Source organism: Streptomyces sp. NPDC001617, assembly GCF_053596855.1.
In genome coordinates this window covers 33,424-50,648 of record NZ_JBSFHA010000060.1, presented here as the reverse complement: position 1 = coordinate 50,648, position 17,225 = coordinate 33,424, and the positions used below count along the sequence as shown (strand labels likewise).

Annotated in this window: 16 protein-coding genes and 1 pseudogene; 10 read left to right on the top strand and 7 right to left on the bottom strand. The window is 70.3% G+C overall.

Annotation, left to right across the window (positions count from 1 at the left end; all coding sequences use genetic code 11):
* Window positions 1–66 precede the first annotated feature (66 nt).
* Complete coding sequence (locus ACWC09_RS35325) at window positions 67–915, top strand: hypothetical protein (RefSeq protein WP_450855033.1); 849 nt, start codon at window positions 67–69, stop codon at window positions 913–915.
* A gap of 12 nt (window positions 916–927) precedes the next feature.
* On the opposite strand, the gene ACWC09_RS35320 is transcribed toward ACWC09_RS35325, so the two are convergent.
* Entirely contained in the window at window positions 928–2,622 is a 1,695-nt protein-coding gene (locus tag ACWC09_RS35320; RefSeq protein ID WP_450855032.1) for a BACON domain-containing protein, read from the bottom strand.
* Window positions 2,623–2,862: 240 nt separating this feature from the next.
* Between ACWC09_RS35320 and radA the strand changes: the two genes are divergently transcribed.
* Both radA and disA read left to right on the top strand, forming a co-directional pair.
* A complete protein-coding gene (gene radA, locus ACWC09_RS35315; RefSeq protein ID WP_450855031.1) occupies window positions 2,863–4,272 on the top strand; it encodes a DNA repair protein RadA in 1,410 nt (469 codons plus the stop codon).
* 81 nt (window positions 4,273–4,353) lie between these two features.
* Entirely contained in the window at window positions 4,354–5,478 is a 1,125-nt protein-coding gene (gene disA, locus ACWC09_RS35310) for a DNA integrity scanning diadenylate cyclase DisA (RefSeq protein ID WP_450855029.1), read from the top strand.
* 23 nt (window positions 5,479–5,501) lie between these two features.
* On the opposite strand, the gene ACWC09_RS35305 is transcribed toward disA, so the two are convergent.
* Window positions 5,502–6,317, bottom strand: a complete 816-nt coding sequence (locus ACWC09_RS35305) for a hypothetical protein (protein ID WP_450855027.1) — start codon at window positions 6,315–6,317, stop codon at window positions 5,502–5,504.
* A 149-nt stretch (window positions 6,318–6,466) separates the two neighbouring features.
* Here ACWC09_RS35305 and ACWC09_RS35300 point away from each other — a divergent pair, with 149 nt between their 5' ends.
* The 5 genes from ACWC09_RS35300 (at window position 6,467) to cseC (ending at window position 10,915) form a co-directional block, all read left to right on the top strand.
* A complete protein-coding gene (locus ACWC09_RS35300; RefSeq protein ID WP_450855026.1) occupies window positions 6,467–7,378 on the top strand; it encodes an A/G-specific adenine glycosylase in 912 nt (303 codons plus the stop codon).
* 229 nt (window positions 7,379–7,607) lie between these two features.
* Complete coding sequence (locus tag ACWC09_RS35295; RefSeq protein WP_450855025.1) at window positions 7,608–8,147, top strand: SigE family RNA polymerase sigma factor; 540 nt, start codon at window positions 7,608–7,610, stop codon at window positions 8,145–8,147.
* Entirely contained in the window at window positions 8,135–8,782 is a 648-nt protein-coding gene (locus tag ACWC09_RS35290; protein ID WP_450855023.1) for a hypothetical protein, read from the top strand. Before ACWC09_RS35295 ends, ACWC09_RS35290 begins: the two co-directional genes overlap by 13 nt.
* A 79-nt stretch (window positions 8,783–8,861) precedes the next feature.
* Window positions 8,862–9,566: a two-component system response regulator CseB gene (gene cseB / locus ACWC09_RS35285; protein ID WP_450855022.1), complete on the top strand. Its 705-nt coding sequence runs from the start codon at window positions 8,862–8,864 to the stop codon at window positions 9,564–9,566.
* Between the two features lie 17 nt (window positions 9,567–9,583).
* Complete coding sequence (gene cseC / locus ACWC09_RS35280) at window positions 9,584–10,915, top strand: two-component system sensor histidine kinase CseC (protein ID WP_450855021.1); 1,332 nt, start codon at window positions 9,584–9,586, stop codon at window positions 10,913–10,915.
* 6 nt (window positions 10,916–10,921) lie between these two features.
* On the opposite strand, the gene ACWC09_RS35275 is transcribed toward cseC, so the two are convergent.
* The 4 genes and pseudogenes from ACWC09_RS35275 to ACWC09_RS35260 form a co-directional block, all read right to left on the bottom strand.
* A complete protein-coding gene (locus ACWC09_RS35275) occupies window positions 10,922–11,779 on the bottom strand; it encodes a class I SAM-dependent methyltransferase (protein ID WP_450855019.1) in 858 nt (285 codons plus the stop codon).
* Window positions 11,776–12,210, bottom strand: a complete 435-nt coding sequence (locus ACWC09_RS35270) for a VOC family protein (RefSeq protein ID WP_450855018.1) — start codon at window positions 12,208–12,210, stop codon at window positions 11,776–11,778. The genes ACWC09_RS35275 and ACWC09_RS35270 overlap by 4 nt, the downstream gene beginning before the upstream one ends.
* Before the next feature lie 16 nt (window positions 12,211–12,226).
* Window positions 12,227–12,704: pseudogene (locus tag ACWC09_RS35265) on the bottom strand (helix-turn-helix transcriptional regulator); the annotation flags it as partial.
* A gap of 502 nt (window positions 12,705–13,206) precedes the next feature.
* Window positions 13,207–14,784, bottom strand: coding sequence for an MDR family MFS transporter (locus ACWC09_RS35260; protein WP_450855017.1), 1,578 nt, complete (start codon window positions 14,782–14,784; stop codon window positions 13,207–13,209).
* A 174-nt stretch (window positions 14,785–14,958) separates the two neighbouring features.
* Here ACWC09_RS35260 and ACWC09_RS35255 point away from each other — a divergent pair, with 174 nt between their 5' ends.
* The gene (locus ACWC09_RS35255; RefSeq protein ID WP_450855015.1) at window positions 14,959–15,567 is read left to right on the top strand and encodes a TetR/AcrR family transcriptional regulator; all 609 of its coding nucleotides are present in this window, start codon (window positions 14,959–14,961) and stop codon (window positions 15,565–15,567) included.
* A gap of 28 nt (window positions 15,568–15,595) precedes the next feature.
* Here the strand turns inward: ACWC09_RS35255 and ACWC09_RS35250 are convergent, their stop codons facing one another.
* Entirely contained in the window at window positions 15,596–16,183 is a 588-nt protein-coding gene (locus tag ACWC09_RS35250; protein ID WP_450855014.1) for a M23 family metallopeptidase, read from the bottom strand.
* A 415-nt stretch (window positions 16,184–16,598) separates the two neighbouring features.
* Here ACWC09_RS35250 and ACWC09_RS35245 point away from each other — a divergent pair, with 415 nt between their 5' ends.
* Window positions 16,599–17,198, top strand: a complete 600-nt coding sequence (locus ACWC09_RS35245; protein ID WP_450855013.1) for an HAD family acid phosphatase — start codon at window positions 16,599–16,601, stop codon at window positions 17,196–17,198.
* Window positions 17,199–17,225 lie beyond the last annotated feature (27 nt).

Genomic DNA, 17,225 nt, shown 5'->3' with positions numbered 1-17,225 from the left:
GAACGCTACTGCCAGCTGCGCGGTCCTCCGTATTCCAAGGGGCTGCCGGAGCCGTACGCTGGTCCCGTGCCAAAGACGAAAAGGGCGAAGAACGACAAGTCCGCCACAGATTCTTCGCAGGTGAAGCCACCGAAGTCGGGGAAGATGTCGAAGAAGGACCGGACAGCCGACGAGAAGGGGCTCGACTTCGCGCGCGCGTGGGTGGAGTTTCCTGATCCCGCGGACGACGAGCAGGTCTTCCGCTGCGATCTGACATGGCTGACCTCTCGCTGGAACTGCATCTTCGGCAGCGGCTGCCAGGGCATCCAGGCGGGCCGCGCGGACGACGGGTGCTGCACGCTCGGTGCCCACTTCTCCGACGAGGACGACGAGAAGCGCGTCGCCGAACATGTGGCGAGGCTCACGCCGGACATCTGGCAGCACCGTGACGAGGGCATGGCGCACGGCTGGGTGTCGGAGGACGAGGACGGGGACCGTCAGACCCGCCCGTACAAGGGCTCCTGCATCTTCCAGAACCGCCCCGGGTTCGCGGGCGGCGCGGGCTGCTCGCTGCACATCCTCGCTCTGAAGGAGGGCCGCGAGCCGCTGGAGACCAAGCCGGACGTCTGCTGGCAGCTTCCGGTCCGGCGCACGTACGACTGGATCGACCGGCCCGACGACACGCGCGTGCTCCAGGTGTCGATCGGCGAGTACGACCGCCGGGGCTGGGGTCCGGGCGGCCATGACCTGCACTGGTGGTGCACGTCGGCGACCTCGGCGCACGGCGCGGGCGATCCCGTGTACGTGTCCTACCGGCCTGAGCTGACGGAGCTGATGGGCAAGGCCGGCTACGACCGTCTCGTCGAGCTGTGCGAGGAGCGGCTGGCCTCGCAGCTGCCGCTGCTGGCACCGCATCCCGCCGACCCGGTCGACTGAGGCCATCGGGGCCTACGAGGCGGTAGGGCTCGGGGGGGAGCTGTCGCCGGGCGGTGGCGTCGGGCCGCCCGGGTCGGACGACGCCGAGTCGGTGGGCGTGGGGTCCGGGTCGGAGGACGAGGGCGGGTCGGTCGGGGGCGGGTCCGCGGGTGGCGAACCGGTCGGGTCCGGGTCGGACGGGGGCGGCGGGTCGACGGGGCTGGTGGGGCCGGGGCCCGTCGGGCTCGGTGCGGTGCCGTAGCCCTCGATGGAGACGACGGCGCCGGCCGGTGCGATCGCCACCTGTGCGCTCCAGCGGCCGGACGGCTCGCGCAGATGGTCGACGTACACCTTGATCGTGAACGTGTCGCCCGGGGCGAGAGTTCCCGACGACTTGCTGAGGTAGAGCCAGGACTGGCCGGTGGTCGCGGACCAGTGAACCGGGGCCGAGCCGGTCGCGGTGAGGGTGACGAGCGTGGTGTCGCCGCTGTTGCCGGCGGAGACGCCGAGGTCGCCGGCACGTTGCCGGCCGACGCCCGCGAGGCTGGTGACCTCCACGGAGACGTCGGGTTTCGCGCCCTTGCGGAAGCGGCCGTCGGGCCGGGTGCCGGCGTTCCCGGCGTTCTCGTAGCCGCTGCCGACCGCCTCGCCGTCGAGGCTGTCGGGGCCGTGCGCCTCGCTGGCGCTGGCGGAACGGCCGTCCGCGCCCTCGGCGTCCGGTGCGCCGCGGTAGGCGGCCCACAGGGCCAGCACCGGAGCCGCTACGACGGTGGCGACGACCGTCGTCGTCAGGGCCCGCGCGCGGAGGCGGTGGCGGCGGGCGGCGCGGTCCTTGGGGTCCATCGGGAAGCCGCGCCGGTCGAACCGGGGCACGGCGGCGCCACGCGCGCGTGGGTGTTGCGCCAGCGCCACGTGCAGGGCCGCGCGAGGCGCCTCCAGGACGGGCAGCTCGGCCGGGGTGACCATCGCGCCGGGCCACCTCCCCGGGATCGCGCGCTCGGCGGCACGACGGCAGACCGGACAGTCGTCGACGTGCCGGACGAGTTCCTTGCGCACGGCCGGGCTGAGCACCAGCTGGTGATCACCGGCGAGCCGGGCGACGCTCGGACAACTGCCGGTCTCCACGACGGCGAGGGCCGCACGCGTGCGCTCGACCTCGCAGGCGGCGGAGGCGAGCAGTTCGCGGGCGCCTGCGAGCTCCATGCCGAGCACGGCGGCGACCTCGTGGGCGGCGAGGTGGTGCCGTACGGCCAGCTCGAGCGCCTCGCGCTGCTCAGGGGTGGTGCCTGCGGCCTCCGGCCAGGCGAGCAGGGCGAGTTCGCCGCGGCGCTGCCCCTGGACCTCGTCGGAGACGGGCGCGGCGGGATGCTGTTTCTCGGTGCCGTGTCGGTCCGCCGCGTGGGTGCCCTGACGTTTCTGCTTGGCCTCGGCGAGCTTGCGGAGGCAGACCCAGCGGGCCAGGGCGTACAGCCAGGCACGGCGGTCCCCGGCCGCTTCCGGACCACCGCGCTTCTCGGCGAGCGCGAGCACGTCGCCGAGGGCCTCGGTCGCGGTGTCGTGGTCGCACAGCACGGACAGGCAGTAGGTGAACAGCCCGTCCAGATACGGCTCGTAGCGCACGGGCGACCGCTGCGCCGAGGTGCGCGCCGCGGCACGGTCACGCGCGTCCCGGCGCGCTCGGTGCGCGCCGATGGTACGGGTCGAGGTCTCCGGAGTGCTGCTCATCATCCGTGGACGGTAGGCGGCGGAGAGCAGGGGCTTCCTCCCCCTTGAGCACATTTACTCCGTACGGGTGAAACGATCCCTCAATAGGGGACAGAAACGGTTCGTTCCGTGGCTGGTTCGGGATGGGGTGGCTGGTTCGCGGGGGTTGGTCCTCGGCGGTTTCGCTTGGCGCCGGCCCGGCCATCCCACCGGCAGGTCCGACCGGCGCCCGCATTGTCAGTGCCGCCGGTTACGGTTCGTTCCATGGCCACCCGCACCAAGACCACCAAGGACCGCCCGTCCTACCGCTGCACGGAGTGCGGCTGGCAGACGGCCAAGTGGCTCGGTCGCTGCCCCGAGTGCCAGGCGTGGGGGACGATCGAGGAGTACGGCGCGCCCGCGGTCCGTACGACGACGCCGGGCCGCGTCACCACCTCCGCGGTGCCGATCGGCCAGGTCGACGGCCGCCAGGCCACCGCCCGCTCGTCCGGTGTCCCCGAGCTGGACCGCGTGCTCGGCGGCGGTCTGGTCCCCGGCGCGGTGGTGCTGCTCGCGGGCGAGCCCGGGGTCGGCAAGTCCACGCTTCTCCTGGACGTGGCGGCCAAGTCGGCGAGTGACGAGCACCGCACGCTCTATGTGACCGGGGAGGAGTCGGCCGGCCAGGTCCGGATGCGGGCCGACCGCATCAAGGCCATCCACGACCATCTGTATCTCGCCGCCGAGACCGATCTCGCCGCCGTTCTGGGCCACTTGGACGCCGTCAAGCCCTCCCTCCTCATCCTCGACTCCGTCCAGACCGTCGCCTCCCCCGAGATCGACGGCGCCCCCGGCGGCATGGCGCAGGTCCGTGAGGTCGCCGGCGCCCTGATCCGGGCCTCCAAGGAGCGCGGCATGTCCACCCTCCTGGTGGGCCATGTCACCAAGGACGGCGCGATCGCCGGCCCCCGTCTGCTCGAACACCTCGTGGACGTGGTCCTCAGCTTCGAGGGCGACCGGCACGCGCGCCTCCGTCTCGTCCGGGGCGTCAAGAACCGCTATGGCGCCACCGACGAGGTCGGCTGCTTCGAGCTGCACGACGAGGGCATCACGGGCCTCGCCGACCCAAGCGGACTTTTCCTGACACGACGTGACGAACCGGTCCCCGGTACCTGTCTGACGGTCACCCTGGAGGGCCGCCGCCCCCTGGTCGCCGAGGTCCAGGCGCTCACGGTCGACTCACAGATCCCGTCCCCCCGTCGTACGACCTCCGGCCTGGAGACGTCCCGCGTCTCGATGATGCTGGCCGTTCTGGAGCAGCGGGGCCGGATCAGCGCTCTCGGCAAGCGGGACATCTACTCCGCGACGGTCGGCGGGGTGAAGCTGTCGGAGCCCGCCGCCGACCTCGCCATCGCCCTCGCGCTCGCCTCGGCCGCCAGCGACACCCCCCTGCCCAAGAACCTCGTCGCGATCGGCGAGGTGGGCCTCGCGGGCGAGGTCAGACGGGTCACGGGCGTCCAGCGCAGGCTCGCCGAAGCACACCGTCTGGGCTTCACTCACGCGCTCGTGCCGGGCGATCCCGGCAAGATCCCTCCCGGTATGAAGGTCCTGGAAGTCGCCGACATAGGAGACGCTCTCAGGGTCCTTCCGCGCTCGCGTCGCCGAGAGGCCCCACGGGACGAGGAGGACCGCCGGTAGACTTTGCCCTGGTCTCGCCCATCCGTGCGAACAGAATGTGTGACGCGGGGGCGCCCCAGAACCTGCGACCGGAGGAGTGCAGTGGCAGCCAACGACCGGGCAGCAGCTCCCGGAAAGTCCGGCGGGAGTTCCGGCACCGATGGCCTGATGCGCGCCTCTCTGAGCGCCGTGGCTCCCGGTACCGGCCTGCGCGACGGCCTCGAACGCGTACTCCGCGGCAACACCGGCGGACTCATCGTGCTCGGCTTCGACAAGACCGTCGAGTCCATGTGTACCGGCGGTTTCATCCTGGACGTCGAGTTCACGGCGACGCGCCTGCGCGAGCTGTGCAAGCTGGACGGCGGCATCGTCATCTCGTCCGACCTCTCGAAGATCCTCCGCGCGGGCGTCCAGTTCGTCCCGGACGCGACGATCCCCACGGAGGAGACCGGCACCCGCCACCGCACGGCGGACCGTGTCTCCAAGCAGGTCGGCTTCCCGGTGGTCTCGGTCTCCCAGTCGATGCGCCTGATCGCCCTGTACGTGGACGGCCAGCGCCGCGTCCTCGAAGACTCGGCCGCCATCCTCTCCCGCGCCAACCAGGCCCTCGCGACCCTGGAGCGCTACAAGCTCCGCCTGGACGAGGTCGCGGGCACCCTCTCGGCCCTGGAGATCGAGGACCTGGTGACGGTCCGCGATGTCTCCGCGGTCGCGCAGCGCCTGGAGATGGTCCGCCGCATCGCCACCGAAATCGCCGAATACGTGGTCGAACTGGGCACCGACGGCCGTCTTCTCGCCCTCCAGCTGGACGAGTTGATCGCAGGCGTGGAACCCGAACGCGAGCTCGTGGTCCGCGACTACGTCCCCGAGCCCACGGCCAAGCGCTCCCGCACGGTCGACGAGGCCCTCTACGAACTCGACGCCCTCACCCACGCCGAGCTCCTCGAACTCACCACGGTGGCCCGCGCCCTGGGCTATACCGGCTCCCCGGAGGCCCTCGACTCGGCGGTCTCCCCGCGCGGCTTCCGCCTCCTGGCCAAGGTGCCGCGCCTCCCCGGCGCGATCATCGACCGCCTGGTGGAACACTTCGGCGGCCTGCAGAAGCTGCTCGCCGCGAGCGTGGACGACCTGCAGACCGTGGACGGCGTGGGCGAGGCCCGGGCCCGAAGCGTCCGAGAGGGCCTGTCCCGCCTGGCGGAGAGCTCGATCCTGGAGCGCTACGTCTAGGGCCTGTCGCGCACCCCGCTCCCCTAGTCGTTCTCCAACACGAACGACGTCTGCGTCTTGCCGAATCCCGAAGCCGCCAGCTCCACCAGATAGGTCCCGGCCCCGGCCGACCCGGCCGGAGGCGTCGCGCACTCCGGAGCACTCGGCTTCCGGTCCCACTTCACGGTGTAGGTGATGCTGCTCCCCGCCGGCGCCCGGAACAGCAGACTGCCCGCGGTCTTCGGGCAGTCGGCCGAGGACCAGTAGTCGTTCCCACTGTCCGTCGACTCGGAGACCGTCAACACGGCGCTCTTCGGCCCGAGATCGACCTTGCAGTCGCTGCCGGAGGAGTTGGTGGCCGTCACCAGGAGGGCGACGGTGTCAGTGGGCCCGTAGGAGTTGTGCAGGCTCCGCACGCTCAACTTCACAGCACTGGCAGCACAGTTGGGCAACGTGGACCCGGCCGGAACGGCATCCCCCTGCCCGACCCCACCACCGGAGCCACCGGAGCCCCCAGACCCGGAGCCGGACCCACTGCCACCGTCTCCGGTTCCCGAACTCCCCCCGGAATCCGCCCCACCGGCACTTCCACTACTGCCGCCACTGCCCCCACTGCTCGACTCGTCCCGCCCGCCCGGCGCTTGACTGATCGCCGGACCCGAACTCGACGGCCCCGCAGTGATGATGGGCGCGGGAGTCTTGCCGTTGGCCCCGTCGTCCTTCTTGCCGCCGCCCCCGCCCGATGCCACGATCCACGCGATCAGCAGCGCCAGCAGGGCTAGGACAGACAGCAGTACGGCCCTCCGGCGCCAGTAGATGGAGGAGGGAAGCGGCCCGACAGGATTGCGCAGAGATCCCACGGCGCAAACTGTACGAGAGATCGGCGCCTTCGCTTGCCCCACCCGCCGCCAGGACGTCAACTTTTCCGGATCATCATCCCGGAACCACCGGAGGCGCGAGGCGCAACCTCGGCCAAACCGCCGCAGGCACATGGCAGGATCGGAACGCCATGACTGCGCTCACGAACACCCCCCAGACCGGTGCCCCCCACACGGCGCTCCACTCCCCCGTCATCGACTGGTTCGCCGACCACGCCCGCGACCTACCCTGGCGGCGCCCCGAGGCCGGCCCCTGGGGCGTGATGGTCAGCGAGTTCATGCTCCAGCAGACGCCCGTCAGCCGCGTCCTGCCCGTCTACGAGCAGTGGCTCGCCCGCTGGCCCCGCCCCGCCGACCTGGCGAAGGAGGCCCCCGGCGAGGCGGTCCGCGCCTGGGGCCGGCTCGGCTACCCGCGCCGCGCGCTCCGGCTGCACGGCGCCGCGGTCGCCATAACGGAACGGCACGGCGGAGACGTACCCACCGACCACGCCCAGCTCCTCGCCCTGCCCGGCATCGGCGAGTACACGGCCGCGGCGGTCGCCTCCTTCGCCTACGGCCAGCGGCACGCGGTCCTGGACACCAACGTCCGCCGGGTCTTCGCCCGGGCCGTCACCGGCGTCCAGTACCCGCCGAACGCCACCACCGCCGCCGAACGCAAGCTGGCCCGCGCCCTGTTGCCCGAGGACGAGCGCACGGCGTCCCGCTGGGCGGCGGCCTCCATGGAGCTCGGCGCGCTGATCTGCACCGCCAAGAACGAGTCCTGCCACCGCTGCCCCATCGCCGCCCAGTGCGCCTGGCGCCTCGCGGGCAAGCCCGAGCACGACGGCCCGCCGCGCCGCGGCCAGACCTACGCCGGTACGGACCGCCAGGTCCGCGGCAAGCTGCTCGCCGTACTCCGCGAGGCGCACGCCCCCGTCCCGCAGTCGGCCCTCGACCGGGTGTGGCACGAACCGGTGCAGCGGGCACGGGCGCTCGACGGGCTCGTCGCGGACGGTCTCGTAGAGCCGTTGCCCGACGGAATGTATCGACTGCCGTTGAGCTGACCGACCACCAAATCGCCTCATAGAGGCATAAGCAGCCGCACGCCTTTACCCCGTTCCTACGTCCGTTACACAACTGACGGACAGCCGAGTGCCAGCCGAGTGCTGGTTCGGACAGCGCCGTGACAACAGATCCCTAACTTCATTGACGTACCCGGCAGACCCGGGTCGACGGAAGAAGACACCGACGGCGAAAGGGCCGGCCGGGAACGGGGATCAGGAGGCGGTTCACATGGCGCAGGGCGAGGTGCTCGAGTTCGAGGAGTACGTCCGCACCCGGCAGGACGCACTGTTGCGCAGTGCCCGCCGGCTGGTCCCGGACCCGACGGATGCCCAGGACCTCCTCCAGACGGCGCTCGTGCGGACGTACGGCCGTTGGGAGGGCATCGCGGACAAGCGGCTCGCGGACGCCTATCTGCGCCGGGTGATGATAAACACCCGTACCGAGTGGTGGCGGGCCCGCAAGCTGGAGGAAGTCCCCACCGAGCAGCTCCCGGACGCCAGCGTCGACGACTCCACCGAGCAGCACGCGGACCGCGCGCTTCTTATGGACATCATGAAAGTTCTGGCACCGAAGCAGCGCAGCGTGGTCGTGCTGCGACACTGGGAGCAGATGTCCACGGAGGAGACGGCCGCGGCCCTCGGCATGTCGGCCGGCACGGTCAAGAGCACGCTGCACCGGGCGCTCGCCCGGCTCCGCGAGGAGCTGGAGAGCCGCGACCTGGACGCACGGGCTCTGGAGCACGAGGAGCGGGAGCGTTGCGCGGTCTGATCCCCGCGGGGCCCGAGGCGGCCCGGGGGAACCTGCAGGCGGCGTTCACGGCGGTGGCCGTGCTCGCCGCCCTCGGCCTTTTGGTCTCCGGGTGCGCCACCGGCGGCACCGGAGCACGGGACGAGGGCCCGGCCCACGCCGACGCGGTGGCGGGCGCCGCGGCCACGCCCACGCCCGGTCCCTCGCAGACCACCGACCACGTGGACGCGGTCAAGCTCGTCAAGGACGATCCCGCCGTCTCGGCGGAGGTCAAGCGCGACCTGAAGCCGTGTGTGGCCGACGAGTACCCGGTCGACGTGTCGTACGGGGAGCTGACCGGCGGCTCCGACGACGACATCGTGGTGAACGTGCTGACCTGCGGGGACGCGGTGGGAATCGGCTCGTACGTGTATCGCGAGGAGGGCGGTCGGTACGAGAATGTGTTCCAGGCCGAGGAGCCTCCGATCTACGCGGAGATAGACCGCGGCGACCTGGTGGTGACCAAGCAGGTGTACGAGAAGGGTGATCCGGTGTCGAGTCCGTCCGGCGAGATCGTGACGACGTACAGCTGGAGCACCGACCACTTCACCGCGAGGTACCACACGCGCAACGACTACTCCAACGCCGTCGGAGCCACCCCGTCGCCCTCGTCCTGAAGAGAAACAGGTGAACCGATCGGGCCGCTCGGACCGATGTACGGGCGACGGCACCACCACGAGAACTGAGAGCAGCGGGATGGCAGACCAGACCCACGTCCTGTTCGTCGAGGACGACGACGTCATCCGCGAGGCCACCCAGCTCGCCCTGGAGCGGGACGGCTTCGCGGTCACCGCCATGCCCGACGGACTGTCGGGCCTGGAGGCGTTCCGGGCCGACCGCCCCGACATCGCGCTGCTCGACGTCATGGTGCCCGGCCTCGACGGGGTCAGCCTGTGCCGCCGTATCCGCGACGAGTCGACCGTCCCGGTGATCATGCTGTCCGCGCGCGCCGACTCGATCGACGTGGTGCTGGGCCTCGAAGCGGGCGCCGACGACTACGTGACCAAGCCGTTCGACGGCGCCGTCCTCGTCGCACGCATCCGTGCGGTGCTACGGCGCTTCGGCCACGCGAGCGGCGGCGAGAAACCGGACGACGGCGCCGCCGAGATGTCCGGCGGGGTGCTGACCTTCGGTGAGCTGGAGATCGACACCGAGGGCATGGAGGTGCGCCGGGCCGGGCAGCCGGTGGCGCTGACGCCGACCGAGATGCGGCTGCTGCTGGAGTTCTCCTCCGCGCCGGGCACGGTCCTGTCGCGGGACAAGCTGCTGGAGCGCGTGTGGGACTACGGCTGGGGCGGGGACACGCGGGTGGTGGACGTCCATGTGCAGCGGTTGCGTACGAAGATCGGCCAGGACCGGATCGAGACGGTCCGCGGCTTCGGCTACAAGTTGAAGGCCTGAGCGGGGACGTCGGGGACATGCGGGGGATCTTCCGGAACCCGAGCGAGAGTGCGGGGATGCGTACCGGCCTGCGCTGGAAGCTCAGCGCGGCGATCGCGCTGGTCGGCGCGCTGGTGGCGATCGCGCTGAGCCTGGTCGTGCACAACGCGGCCCGGGTCTCGATGCTGGACAACGCGCGCGACCTCGCGGACGAACGCATCAAGGTCGCCCAGCGCAACTACGAGCTGTCCGGCCGCCCGAACTTCCCCAACGTCCAGAAGGACGACCCCGATCTGCCCTCGGCACTGCGGGTGAAGATGGAGGAGGGCCGGCGCGCGACGTACATCACCGACCGGGCGAACGGCGTGCCGGACATCTGGGCCGCCGTACCCGTCAAGGACGGGCATGTGCTGTCGCTGCACTCCGGGTTCACCGACCGCAGCGCGGACATCCTCAAGGACCTCGACCAGGCGCTGGTCATCGGCTCCATCGCGGTCGTCCTCGGCGGCAGCGCGCTGGGCGTGCTGATCGGCGGGCAGCTGTCGCGCCGGCTGCGCAAGGCCGCGGCCGCGGCCAACCAGGTCGCCAAGGGCGAGCCGGACGTCCGGGTGCGGGACGCCATCGGCGGTGTCGTGCGGGACGAGACCGACGACCTGGCGAGTGCGGTGGACGCCATGGCGGACGCCTTGCAGCAGCGCTTGGAGGCCGAGCGCCGGGTCACCGCGGACATCGCGCACGAGCTGCGTACGCCCGTGACGGGGCTGCTCACGGCGGCCGAGCTGCTGCCTCCCGGCCGTCCCACCGAGCTGGTCCTTGACCGGGCGAAGGCCATGCGCACCCTGGTCGAGGACGTCCTGGAAGTGGCCCGGCTGGACGGGGCGTCCGAGCGGGCCGAGCTGCAGGACCTCATGCTCGGCGAGTTCGTCGCCCGGCGGGTGGCGGCGAAGGACCCCGGCGTCGAGGTACGGGTGGTCCACGAGTCGATGGTCACGACCGACCCGCGCCGCCTGGAGCGCGTCCTGTTCAACCTGCTCGCCAATGCGGCCCGGCACGGCAAGCCTCCCATCCAGGTCACCGTCGAGGGCCGCGTCATCCGCGTCCGCGACCACGGGCCCGGCTTCCCGGCCGACCTCCTGGCGGACGGCCCGAGCCGCTTCCGCACCGGCAGCTCCGACCGCTCCGGCCGCGGCCACGGCCTGGGCCTGACGATCGCGGCCGGTCAGGCGCGGGTCCTGGGCGCCCGCCTGACCTTCCGCAACGTCCGCCCGGCCGGCTCCCCCGACCACGTCCCGGCGGAGGGCGCGGTGGCGGTGCTCTGGCTGCCGGAGCACGCGCCGACGAACACGGGGAGCTATCCGATGATGCCGTAGGGCGTCTCAGGTGTCGGCGACCAGCAGCTCCTCTCCCCTCGACGGCAGCACCCCGTCCGTCCGGCCCGCGAAGTACCGCTTCTCGAGGTCGGCCGCCGACACGTGCCGTGCGTCCCGGAAACCGGCCTCGCGGGCCAGGGCGAGGATCTGGGGCGGTCGTTGGAAGCTGAGGAAGGGCGTCCCGGCGGCCCGTGCGCCCCTCATCGCGATCTCCAACTGCGGCCGCTGCTCGGGTTCGACGTCCTCGATCGGCCGCATGAAGGTCGTGACGAACGTCGATCCCGGGGCGAGGCCGGCCACCAGCCGGAAGGTGGCCGTGATCGCCTCCTGGGTGAGGTACATCGTGACACCGGCCGAGGCCACGACGGCGGGCCGCCCGACATCCAGTCCGGCCGCGAGCAACCGGCCCCACCAGTCGCCCTCGAAGTCGACGGGCACGAGCCGCAGCCAGTCGGGGACGCCGTATCCGAGGTCCATGAGCCGCTGCCGCTTCCAGGCCTGTGGCCCCGGCTGGTCGACCTCGAACACCCTGATCCGGGCACCGACCTCGGGCCTGCGCTGGGCGAACGTGTCGAGCCCGGCACCGAGGACGACGTACTGGTCCACCCCGTCCCCGGCCCGCTCCTCCACCTGGTCCTCGACGAACCGCGCCCGGGCCACGATCGACGCCCGGGTCCGCCGGGTGGCGTCGACGTCCATGTCGGGCCGCTCGCGCCACGCGTCCCCCGGGGCGGCGATCCGCAGTCCGACCTCGTCCTCGACGACATGGGGCGGCGCATCGGCATGGAGGTGCAGGGCCCGCCAGAGGGCGACCCTCACGGCCGTGTGATCCGCCGTGACCACGTCCCTCTCGTCGCCGGTCATCCGAAGTCCTTGGAGAAGTCCAGCTCCTCGCTGCGCTCGGTCAGTGAGTACCAGTTGCCGTTGTCGTCGCGGAAGATCGCCTCGATGCCGTACGGCCGCTCCTGCGGCGACTGCAGGAACTCCACGCCCCTCGCCCTGAAGGTCTCGTAGTCCCCCCGGCAGTCATCGGTACGGAACGCTCCCGCGCCCAAGACCCCCTTGCTGACCAGCTTCTTCAGCGCCTCGGCGGACTCGGGGTCGAGGCCCGGGCCGTCGAGGCCCATCAGCGCCAGCTCGACCCCCGCCTGCTCCTTGGCGCCGACAGTGATCCACTTCATGTCGCCCATCGACACCTCGTCGCGCACCTCGAAGTCCAGCTTCTCGGTGAAGAAGGCCTTGGTGCGCTGCTGGTCGAAGGTCCATACGGTGGTGATGCCAAGCCCCAAGATCATGACTCTGCGCTCCCTGCTGTGCCTGGTTCGGCTGCGGTGTGTCCTGTTCGTCACCGTAAGCAGGGCGGCACTCAGGGCGCTTCTTCAGAGTTGCGCTCCTACGGCAGTGCCCGGCGCGGGAAGCCGCCGGCCCACAGCATCGCGTAGCACCCGGGTATGAGGGCGGCGCCCTGTCCGACGTGCTTGGTCCGGTAGTCGCTGGGCGTCAGTCCGGTCCGTGTCCTGAACCGCGCCGAGAACGTCCCGAGGCTGCTGAAGCCGACCAGGTTGCAGATCTCCGTGACGCTCAGGTCGGCGCCGCGGAGCATCTCCTCGGCCCGCTCGATCCGGCGGTGCGTCAGGTACTGCCCGGGTGTCTCGCCGTACGCCTCCTTGAAGGCGCGCAGGAAGTGGTACCGCGAGTAGCCGGCATGCGCGGCCACGGCGTCCAGGTCCAGCCCGGGATCGGCCCAGTCCCGATCCATGGCGTCCTTGGCGAGCCGCAACTGCCGCATCTTGTCCATGTCCCCGATGGTGGCACGGGGGTCTGACAGTGAGGATGTGCGTGGCACCGCCCGGGGCCTGACTCGGGGTCTGACCGGCGCTTTGAAGTGAAAGAGGCTTCGGGATGAGGCTGGTCCGGCAGTTGGTGGTCGTCGCGGCAGTTGGTGGTCGTCTCGGCGGTGAGTGGCCGTCTCGGCCGTGGGCGGTCGTCTCGGCCGTGGGCGGTCGTCTCGGCCGTGGGCGGTCGTCTCGGCCGTGGGCGGTCGTCTCGGCCGTGGGTGTCCCGCGAGGGCGCCCGGGAGGCGACCGGCCTCGGGATCCTCATCCGTATCGCGCTGTTCGGGGCGGTCATCGCGAACATCACCTTCCTCGGGGACTACGAGGTCAGGGGCGACGTGACAGAGGGCACGAACGGCCGGGACGCACATGACGAAGGCCCCCGGGGCGGACACCAACCGGGGGCCTTCAGCTCACTGTCGACTCAGAGGCTCGGCAGCTCAGCGGCTCAGCACGTCAGACCGCCTCGACGACCGGCGCCTGCACCGCAGTCTCCTCCGCCGACCCTTCCGGCTTCGGCCCCGCACCCCGCAGCGCGACCTCCTTCACGAACACCGCCGCCACCAGCGCGACCACGGCCACGACGGACCCCAGCAGGAACGCGGAGTGCGTCCCCGCCGACACCGCGTGCTGGTAGGCCTCCCGCGCCACGGCCGGCAGCTTCTCCAGGCTCTTGGCGTCCAGTTGTGCCGACTGCTCGGTGATCTTCGATCCCAGCGACCCGGCCCGCTCGGCCATGACGTGCTGCACCCGGTTGTTGAACAGCGCACCCATGATGGCGACACCGAAGGAGGAACCCAGCGTCCGGAACAGGGTCGTCGACGAGGACGCGACGCCCATGTCCTTCATCTCGACGCTGTTCTGCGCGACCAGCATGGTGATCTGCATCAGGCAGCCCATGCCGAGACCGACGACCGCCATGAACACACCGGACGTGAACCGCGAGGTCCCGGTGTCCATCGTGGACAGCAGGTACAGCCCGACGATCATCAGGACGCTGCCGACGACCGGGAACACCTTGTACTTGCCGGTGTTCGTGGTCACCCGCCCGGCCACCATCGAGGTCACCAGCATCGCGCCGAGCATCGGCAGAAGCAGCAGCCCGGAGTTGGTCGCGGACGCCCCCTGCACCGACTGCTGGTACAGCGGCAGGAACAGCGTCGCCCCGAACATCACGAACCCGGTGATGAAGCCGATGACCGACATCAGCGTGAAGTTGCGGCTGCGGAAGATGTGCAGCGGCACGACCGGCTCGGCGGCCCTGGTCTGCCAGAAGACGAACCCCACCAGAGAGGCGACACCGATGCCGATGAGCTCCATGATCCGCGCGGACGACCAGGCGTACTCCGTACCGCCCCAGGTGGTGACCAGCACGATCGAGGTGATGCCGACCGTCAGCAGCACGACACCCAGGTAGTCGATCCCGGCCTTGGACCGCTTCTTCGGCAGATGCAGCACCGCACTGATCAGACCCAGCGCGACCACACCGAGCGGCAGGTTGATGTAGAAGGACCAGCGCCAGCCCCAGTTGTCCGTGATGGTGCCGCCGACCAGCGGTCCGCCGATCATCGCGAGCGCCATGACACCGGCCATCATGCCCTGGTACTTGCCCCGCTCCCGCGGGGGAATCAGGTCACCGATGATCGCCATGACGCCGACCATCAGACCACCGGCACCGAGACCCTGCACGGCCCGGAACCCGATCAGCTCGCCCATGTTCTGGGCCATGCCGCTGAGCGCGGAGCCGATCAGGAAGATCACGATCGAGGTCATGAAGGTGGCCTTGCGGCCGTACATGTCACCGAGCTTGCCCCACACCGGGGTCGACGCCGCGGTGGCCAGCGTGTACGCCGTCACCACCCAGGACAGATGCTCCAGTCCGCCGAGCTCGCCCACGATCGTCGGCATCGCGGTGCCCACGATCATGTTGTCGAGCATCGCGAGCATCATGGTGATCATGAGCGCGAGCAGCACGACCCGCACGCTCTTCGGCTGTTTGTCCGGCTTGGTCTCGACTGTCTCTGTGTCCGCCATTGTTCCCACTCCCCTAGGTACCGCGGTTCCTGCGTAGTTCCCCCCGGCCGGCCACTTACTTGCCGCCCGGCTAGCTGACTACACTGGGAAGGTAGACCCGTAACTAGCCGGGCGTCAAGTAAGTTTTCTAGTCGGCCGGCAAGTAAGTTCGCAGGGGGCGTGAGGAGCGCGAGAATGGGCGGCACGATGGACGGCACCAAGCGGCAGCGCCGCGGAAACACTCGCCAGCGCATCCAGGACGTGGCGCTCGAACTCTTCGCCGAGCAGGGCTACGAGAAGACCTCGCTGCGCGAGATCGCGGAGCACCTGGACGTCACCAAGGCCGCGCTGTACTACCACTTCAAGACGAAGGAAGAGATCCTCGTCAGCATCTTCGAGGATCTCTCCCAGCCGGTCGAGGAGCTGATCGCCTGGGGCAGGGACCAGCCGCACACCCTGGAGACGAAGCAGCAGATCATCCGCCGCTACCACGAGCTCCTCGCCGAGGCGGCCCCCCTCTTCCGCTTCATGCAGGAGAACCAGGCCACGGTGAAGGAGCTCCGCATCGGCGAGCTGTTCCGCAATCGCATGATGGGCATGCGCGACATCCTCATCGACCCGGACGCGGACCTGGTCGACCAGGTCCGCTGCGTCAGCGCGGTGTTCACGATGCACGCGGGCATGTTCGCGCTCCACGACCTCCCGGGCACCGACGAGCAGAAGCGCGAGGCGGTCCTGGAGGTCGCGACGGCGCTGGTCACCCAGGCACACGAGGGCACACACGCGCATGTGGAGGCGCCGTAGCGTCCATGGACGGCCAGGGGGTGTCCGCCTAGAGGCTCAGGCCCTGGGCGCGCAGGAAGGCGACGGGGTCTATCGCGGAGCCGTAGTTGGCGGTCGTACGGATCTCGAAGTGCAGGTGCGGGCCGGTGGTGTTGCCGGTGTTCCCGGACAGGGCGATGTGCTGGCCGGTCCTGACCACCTGGCCGACCTTGACGTCGATCCGCGAGAGATGGGCGTACTGCGAGTAGGTCCTGTTGCCGTGCTTGATCACGATCGCGTTCCCGTACGCGGGCCCGTCACCGGCGCCGTTGCCGCCGGCCTTGACCACGGTCCCGCCGTGAGCGGCGACCACCTCGGTGCCGCTGGGCACGGCGAAGTCCTGACCGCTGTGGGTGGACGCCCACATGCTTCCGGCCTGGGCGAACTTCGCGGAGAGCGTGTACTTCTTCACCGGGTGCACCCAGGAGGAGGCCTTCTTGGCGACGGCGACACTGACGGCCCCGGTGGCGGAGGTGTCGGCGGCGGCCGCGACCCCGGCCCCCAGCACGACAGAGGCACCGAGACCGACGGCCAGAACAGCCGCGCGGGTGCGCAGCGAGGACGTACGGGAAGAGCGGGACGGGACACGCACGAACATGCGAAACCTCGGGATGTCGGGGACAGAAAGACCACCCGGCGCACAGACGGCCGCCGGATGGGGCATCCCTTGGTAACCCGCCTCCCGGCCCACCCCAAAACCCAAGATCTACGACGGAAACTAGTAATTCAACCCAAAACACCCAACCGTCTTGACAGGTGATTCCGCGCCAAAAGTCCCTTTTTGTGCCCACCGGGCGATCCGCGGCGATCGACTATCCGCCCTAGTAACCGCCACATCGCCTGTGTGGCATGTCACCGCCCTTCCCCAGAAGAGCTCCACGGAATCCACGGCGCCATGTGATGCACATCTCTGGCGACTTACCGCCCAGTAACCCTACGGTTCCCCTCGCGCCACCCGCGCCCAGCACCATGCACCCGACAACGGCATACGGACGTGAGAGGACCCCCCACCCATGACAGACCGACGCCCCTGGGCGCGCCGCACAACCGTCACCGCACTCGCCGCCTCCGCCCTGGTGGCGCTGGCCACACCCGCCGACGCGGCGACGAGCACCGGGGACGTCGACTACGCGACCTGGCAGAAGGACTGCCAGACGGTGATGGACCAGGCCCTGCCCTATCTCAAGCAGCGCATCGCCGCCGCCGGACCGGGCGAGAAGCAGGCGATCGTCTTCGACATCGACAACACCACCCTGGAGACCGACTTCGGCTTCAGCTACCCGCAGCCGGCCAACAAGCCCGTCCTGAACGTCGCCCGGTACGCCCAGGAGCACGGCGTCTCCCTCTTCTTCGTCACGGCCCGCCCCGGCATCATCTACCTGCCCACCGAGTACAACCTCGAGTACGACGGCTACAAGGTCTCCGGCCTCTACGTCCGCGGCCTCTTCGACCTCTTCAAGGACGTCGCCGACTACAAGACGGCCCAGCGCGTCGACATCGAGAACAAGGGCTACGACATCATCGCCAACATCGGCAACAGCGCCACCGACCTCTCGGGCGGCCACGCCGACCAGACGTTCAAACTGCCGGACTACGACGGCCAGTTGTCGTAGCCACCGGTTAGGCTCCATCCGTCGGTG

Coding starts and splice junctions, on each gene's coding strand:
- ACWC09_RS35320 (WP_450855032.1), bottom strand. CDS start 2,622: ATGATGAGCAGCACTCCGGAGACCTCGACCCGTACCATCGGCGCGCAC.
- radA (WP_450855031.1), top strand. CDS start 2,863: ATGGCCACCCGCACCAAGACCACCAAGGACCGCCCGTCCTACCGCTGC.
- ACWC09_RS35300 (WP_450855026.1), top strand. CDS start 6,467: ATGACTGCGCTCACGAACACCCCCCAGACCGGTGCCCCCCACACGGCG.
- ACWC09_RS35295 (WP_450855025.1), top strand. CDS start 7,608: ATGGCGCAGGGCGAGGTGCTCGAGTTCGAGGAGTACGTCCGCACCCGG.
- cseB (WP_450855022.1), top strand. CDS start 8,862: ATGGCAGACCAGACCCACGTCCTGTTCGTCGAGGACGACGACGTCATC.
- cseC (WP_450855021.1), top strand. CDS start 9,584: ATGCGGGGGATCTTCCGGAACCCGAGCGAGAGTGCGGGGATGCGTACC.
- ACWC09_RS35275 (WP_450855019.1), bottom strand. CDS start 11,779: ATGACCGGCGACGAGAGGGACGTGGTCACGGCGGATCACACGGCCGTG.
- ACWC09_RS35270 (WP_450855018.1), bottom strand. CDS start 12,210: ATGATCTTGGGGCTTGGCATCACCACCGTATGGACCTTCGACCAGCAG.
- ACWC09_RS35260 (WP_450855017.1), bottom strand. CDS start 14,784: ATGGCGGACACAGAGACAGTCGAGACCAAGCCGGACAAACAGCCGAAG.
- ACWC09_RS35255 (WP_450855015.1), top strand. CDS start 14,959: ATGGGCGGCACGATGGACGGCACCAAGCGGCAGCGCCGCGGAAACACT.
- ACWC09_RS35250 (WP_450855014.1), bottom strand. CDS start 16,183: ATGTTCGTGCGTGTCCCGTCCCGCTCTTCCCGTACGTCCTCGCTGCGC.
- ACWC09_RS35245 (WP_450855013.1), top strand. CDS start 16,599: ATGACAGACCGACGCCCCTGGGCGCGCCGCACAACCGTCACCGCACTC.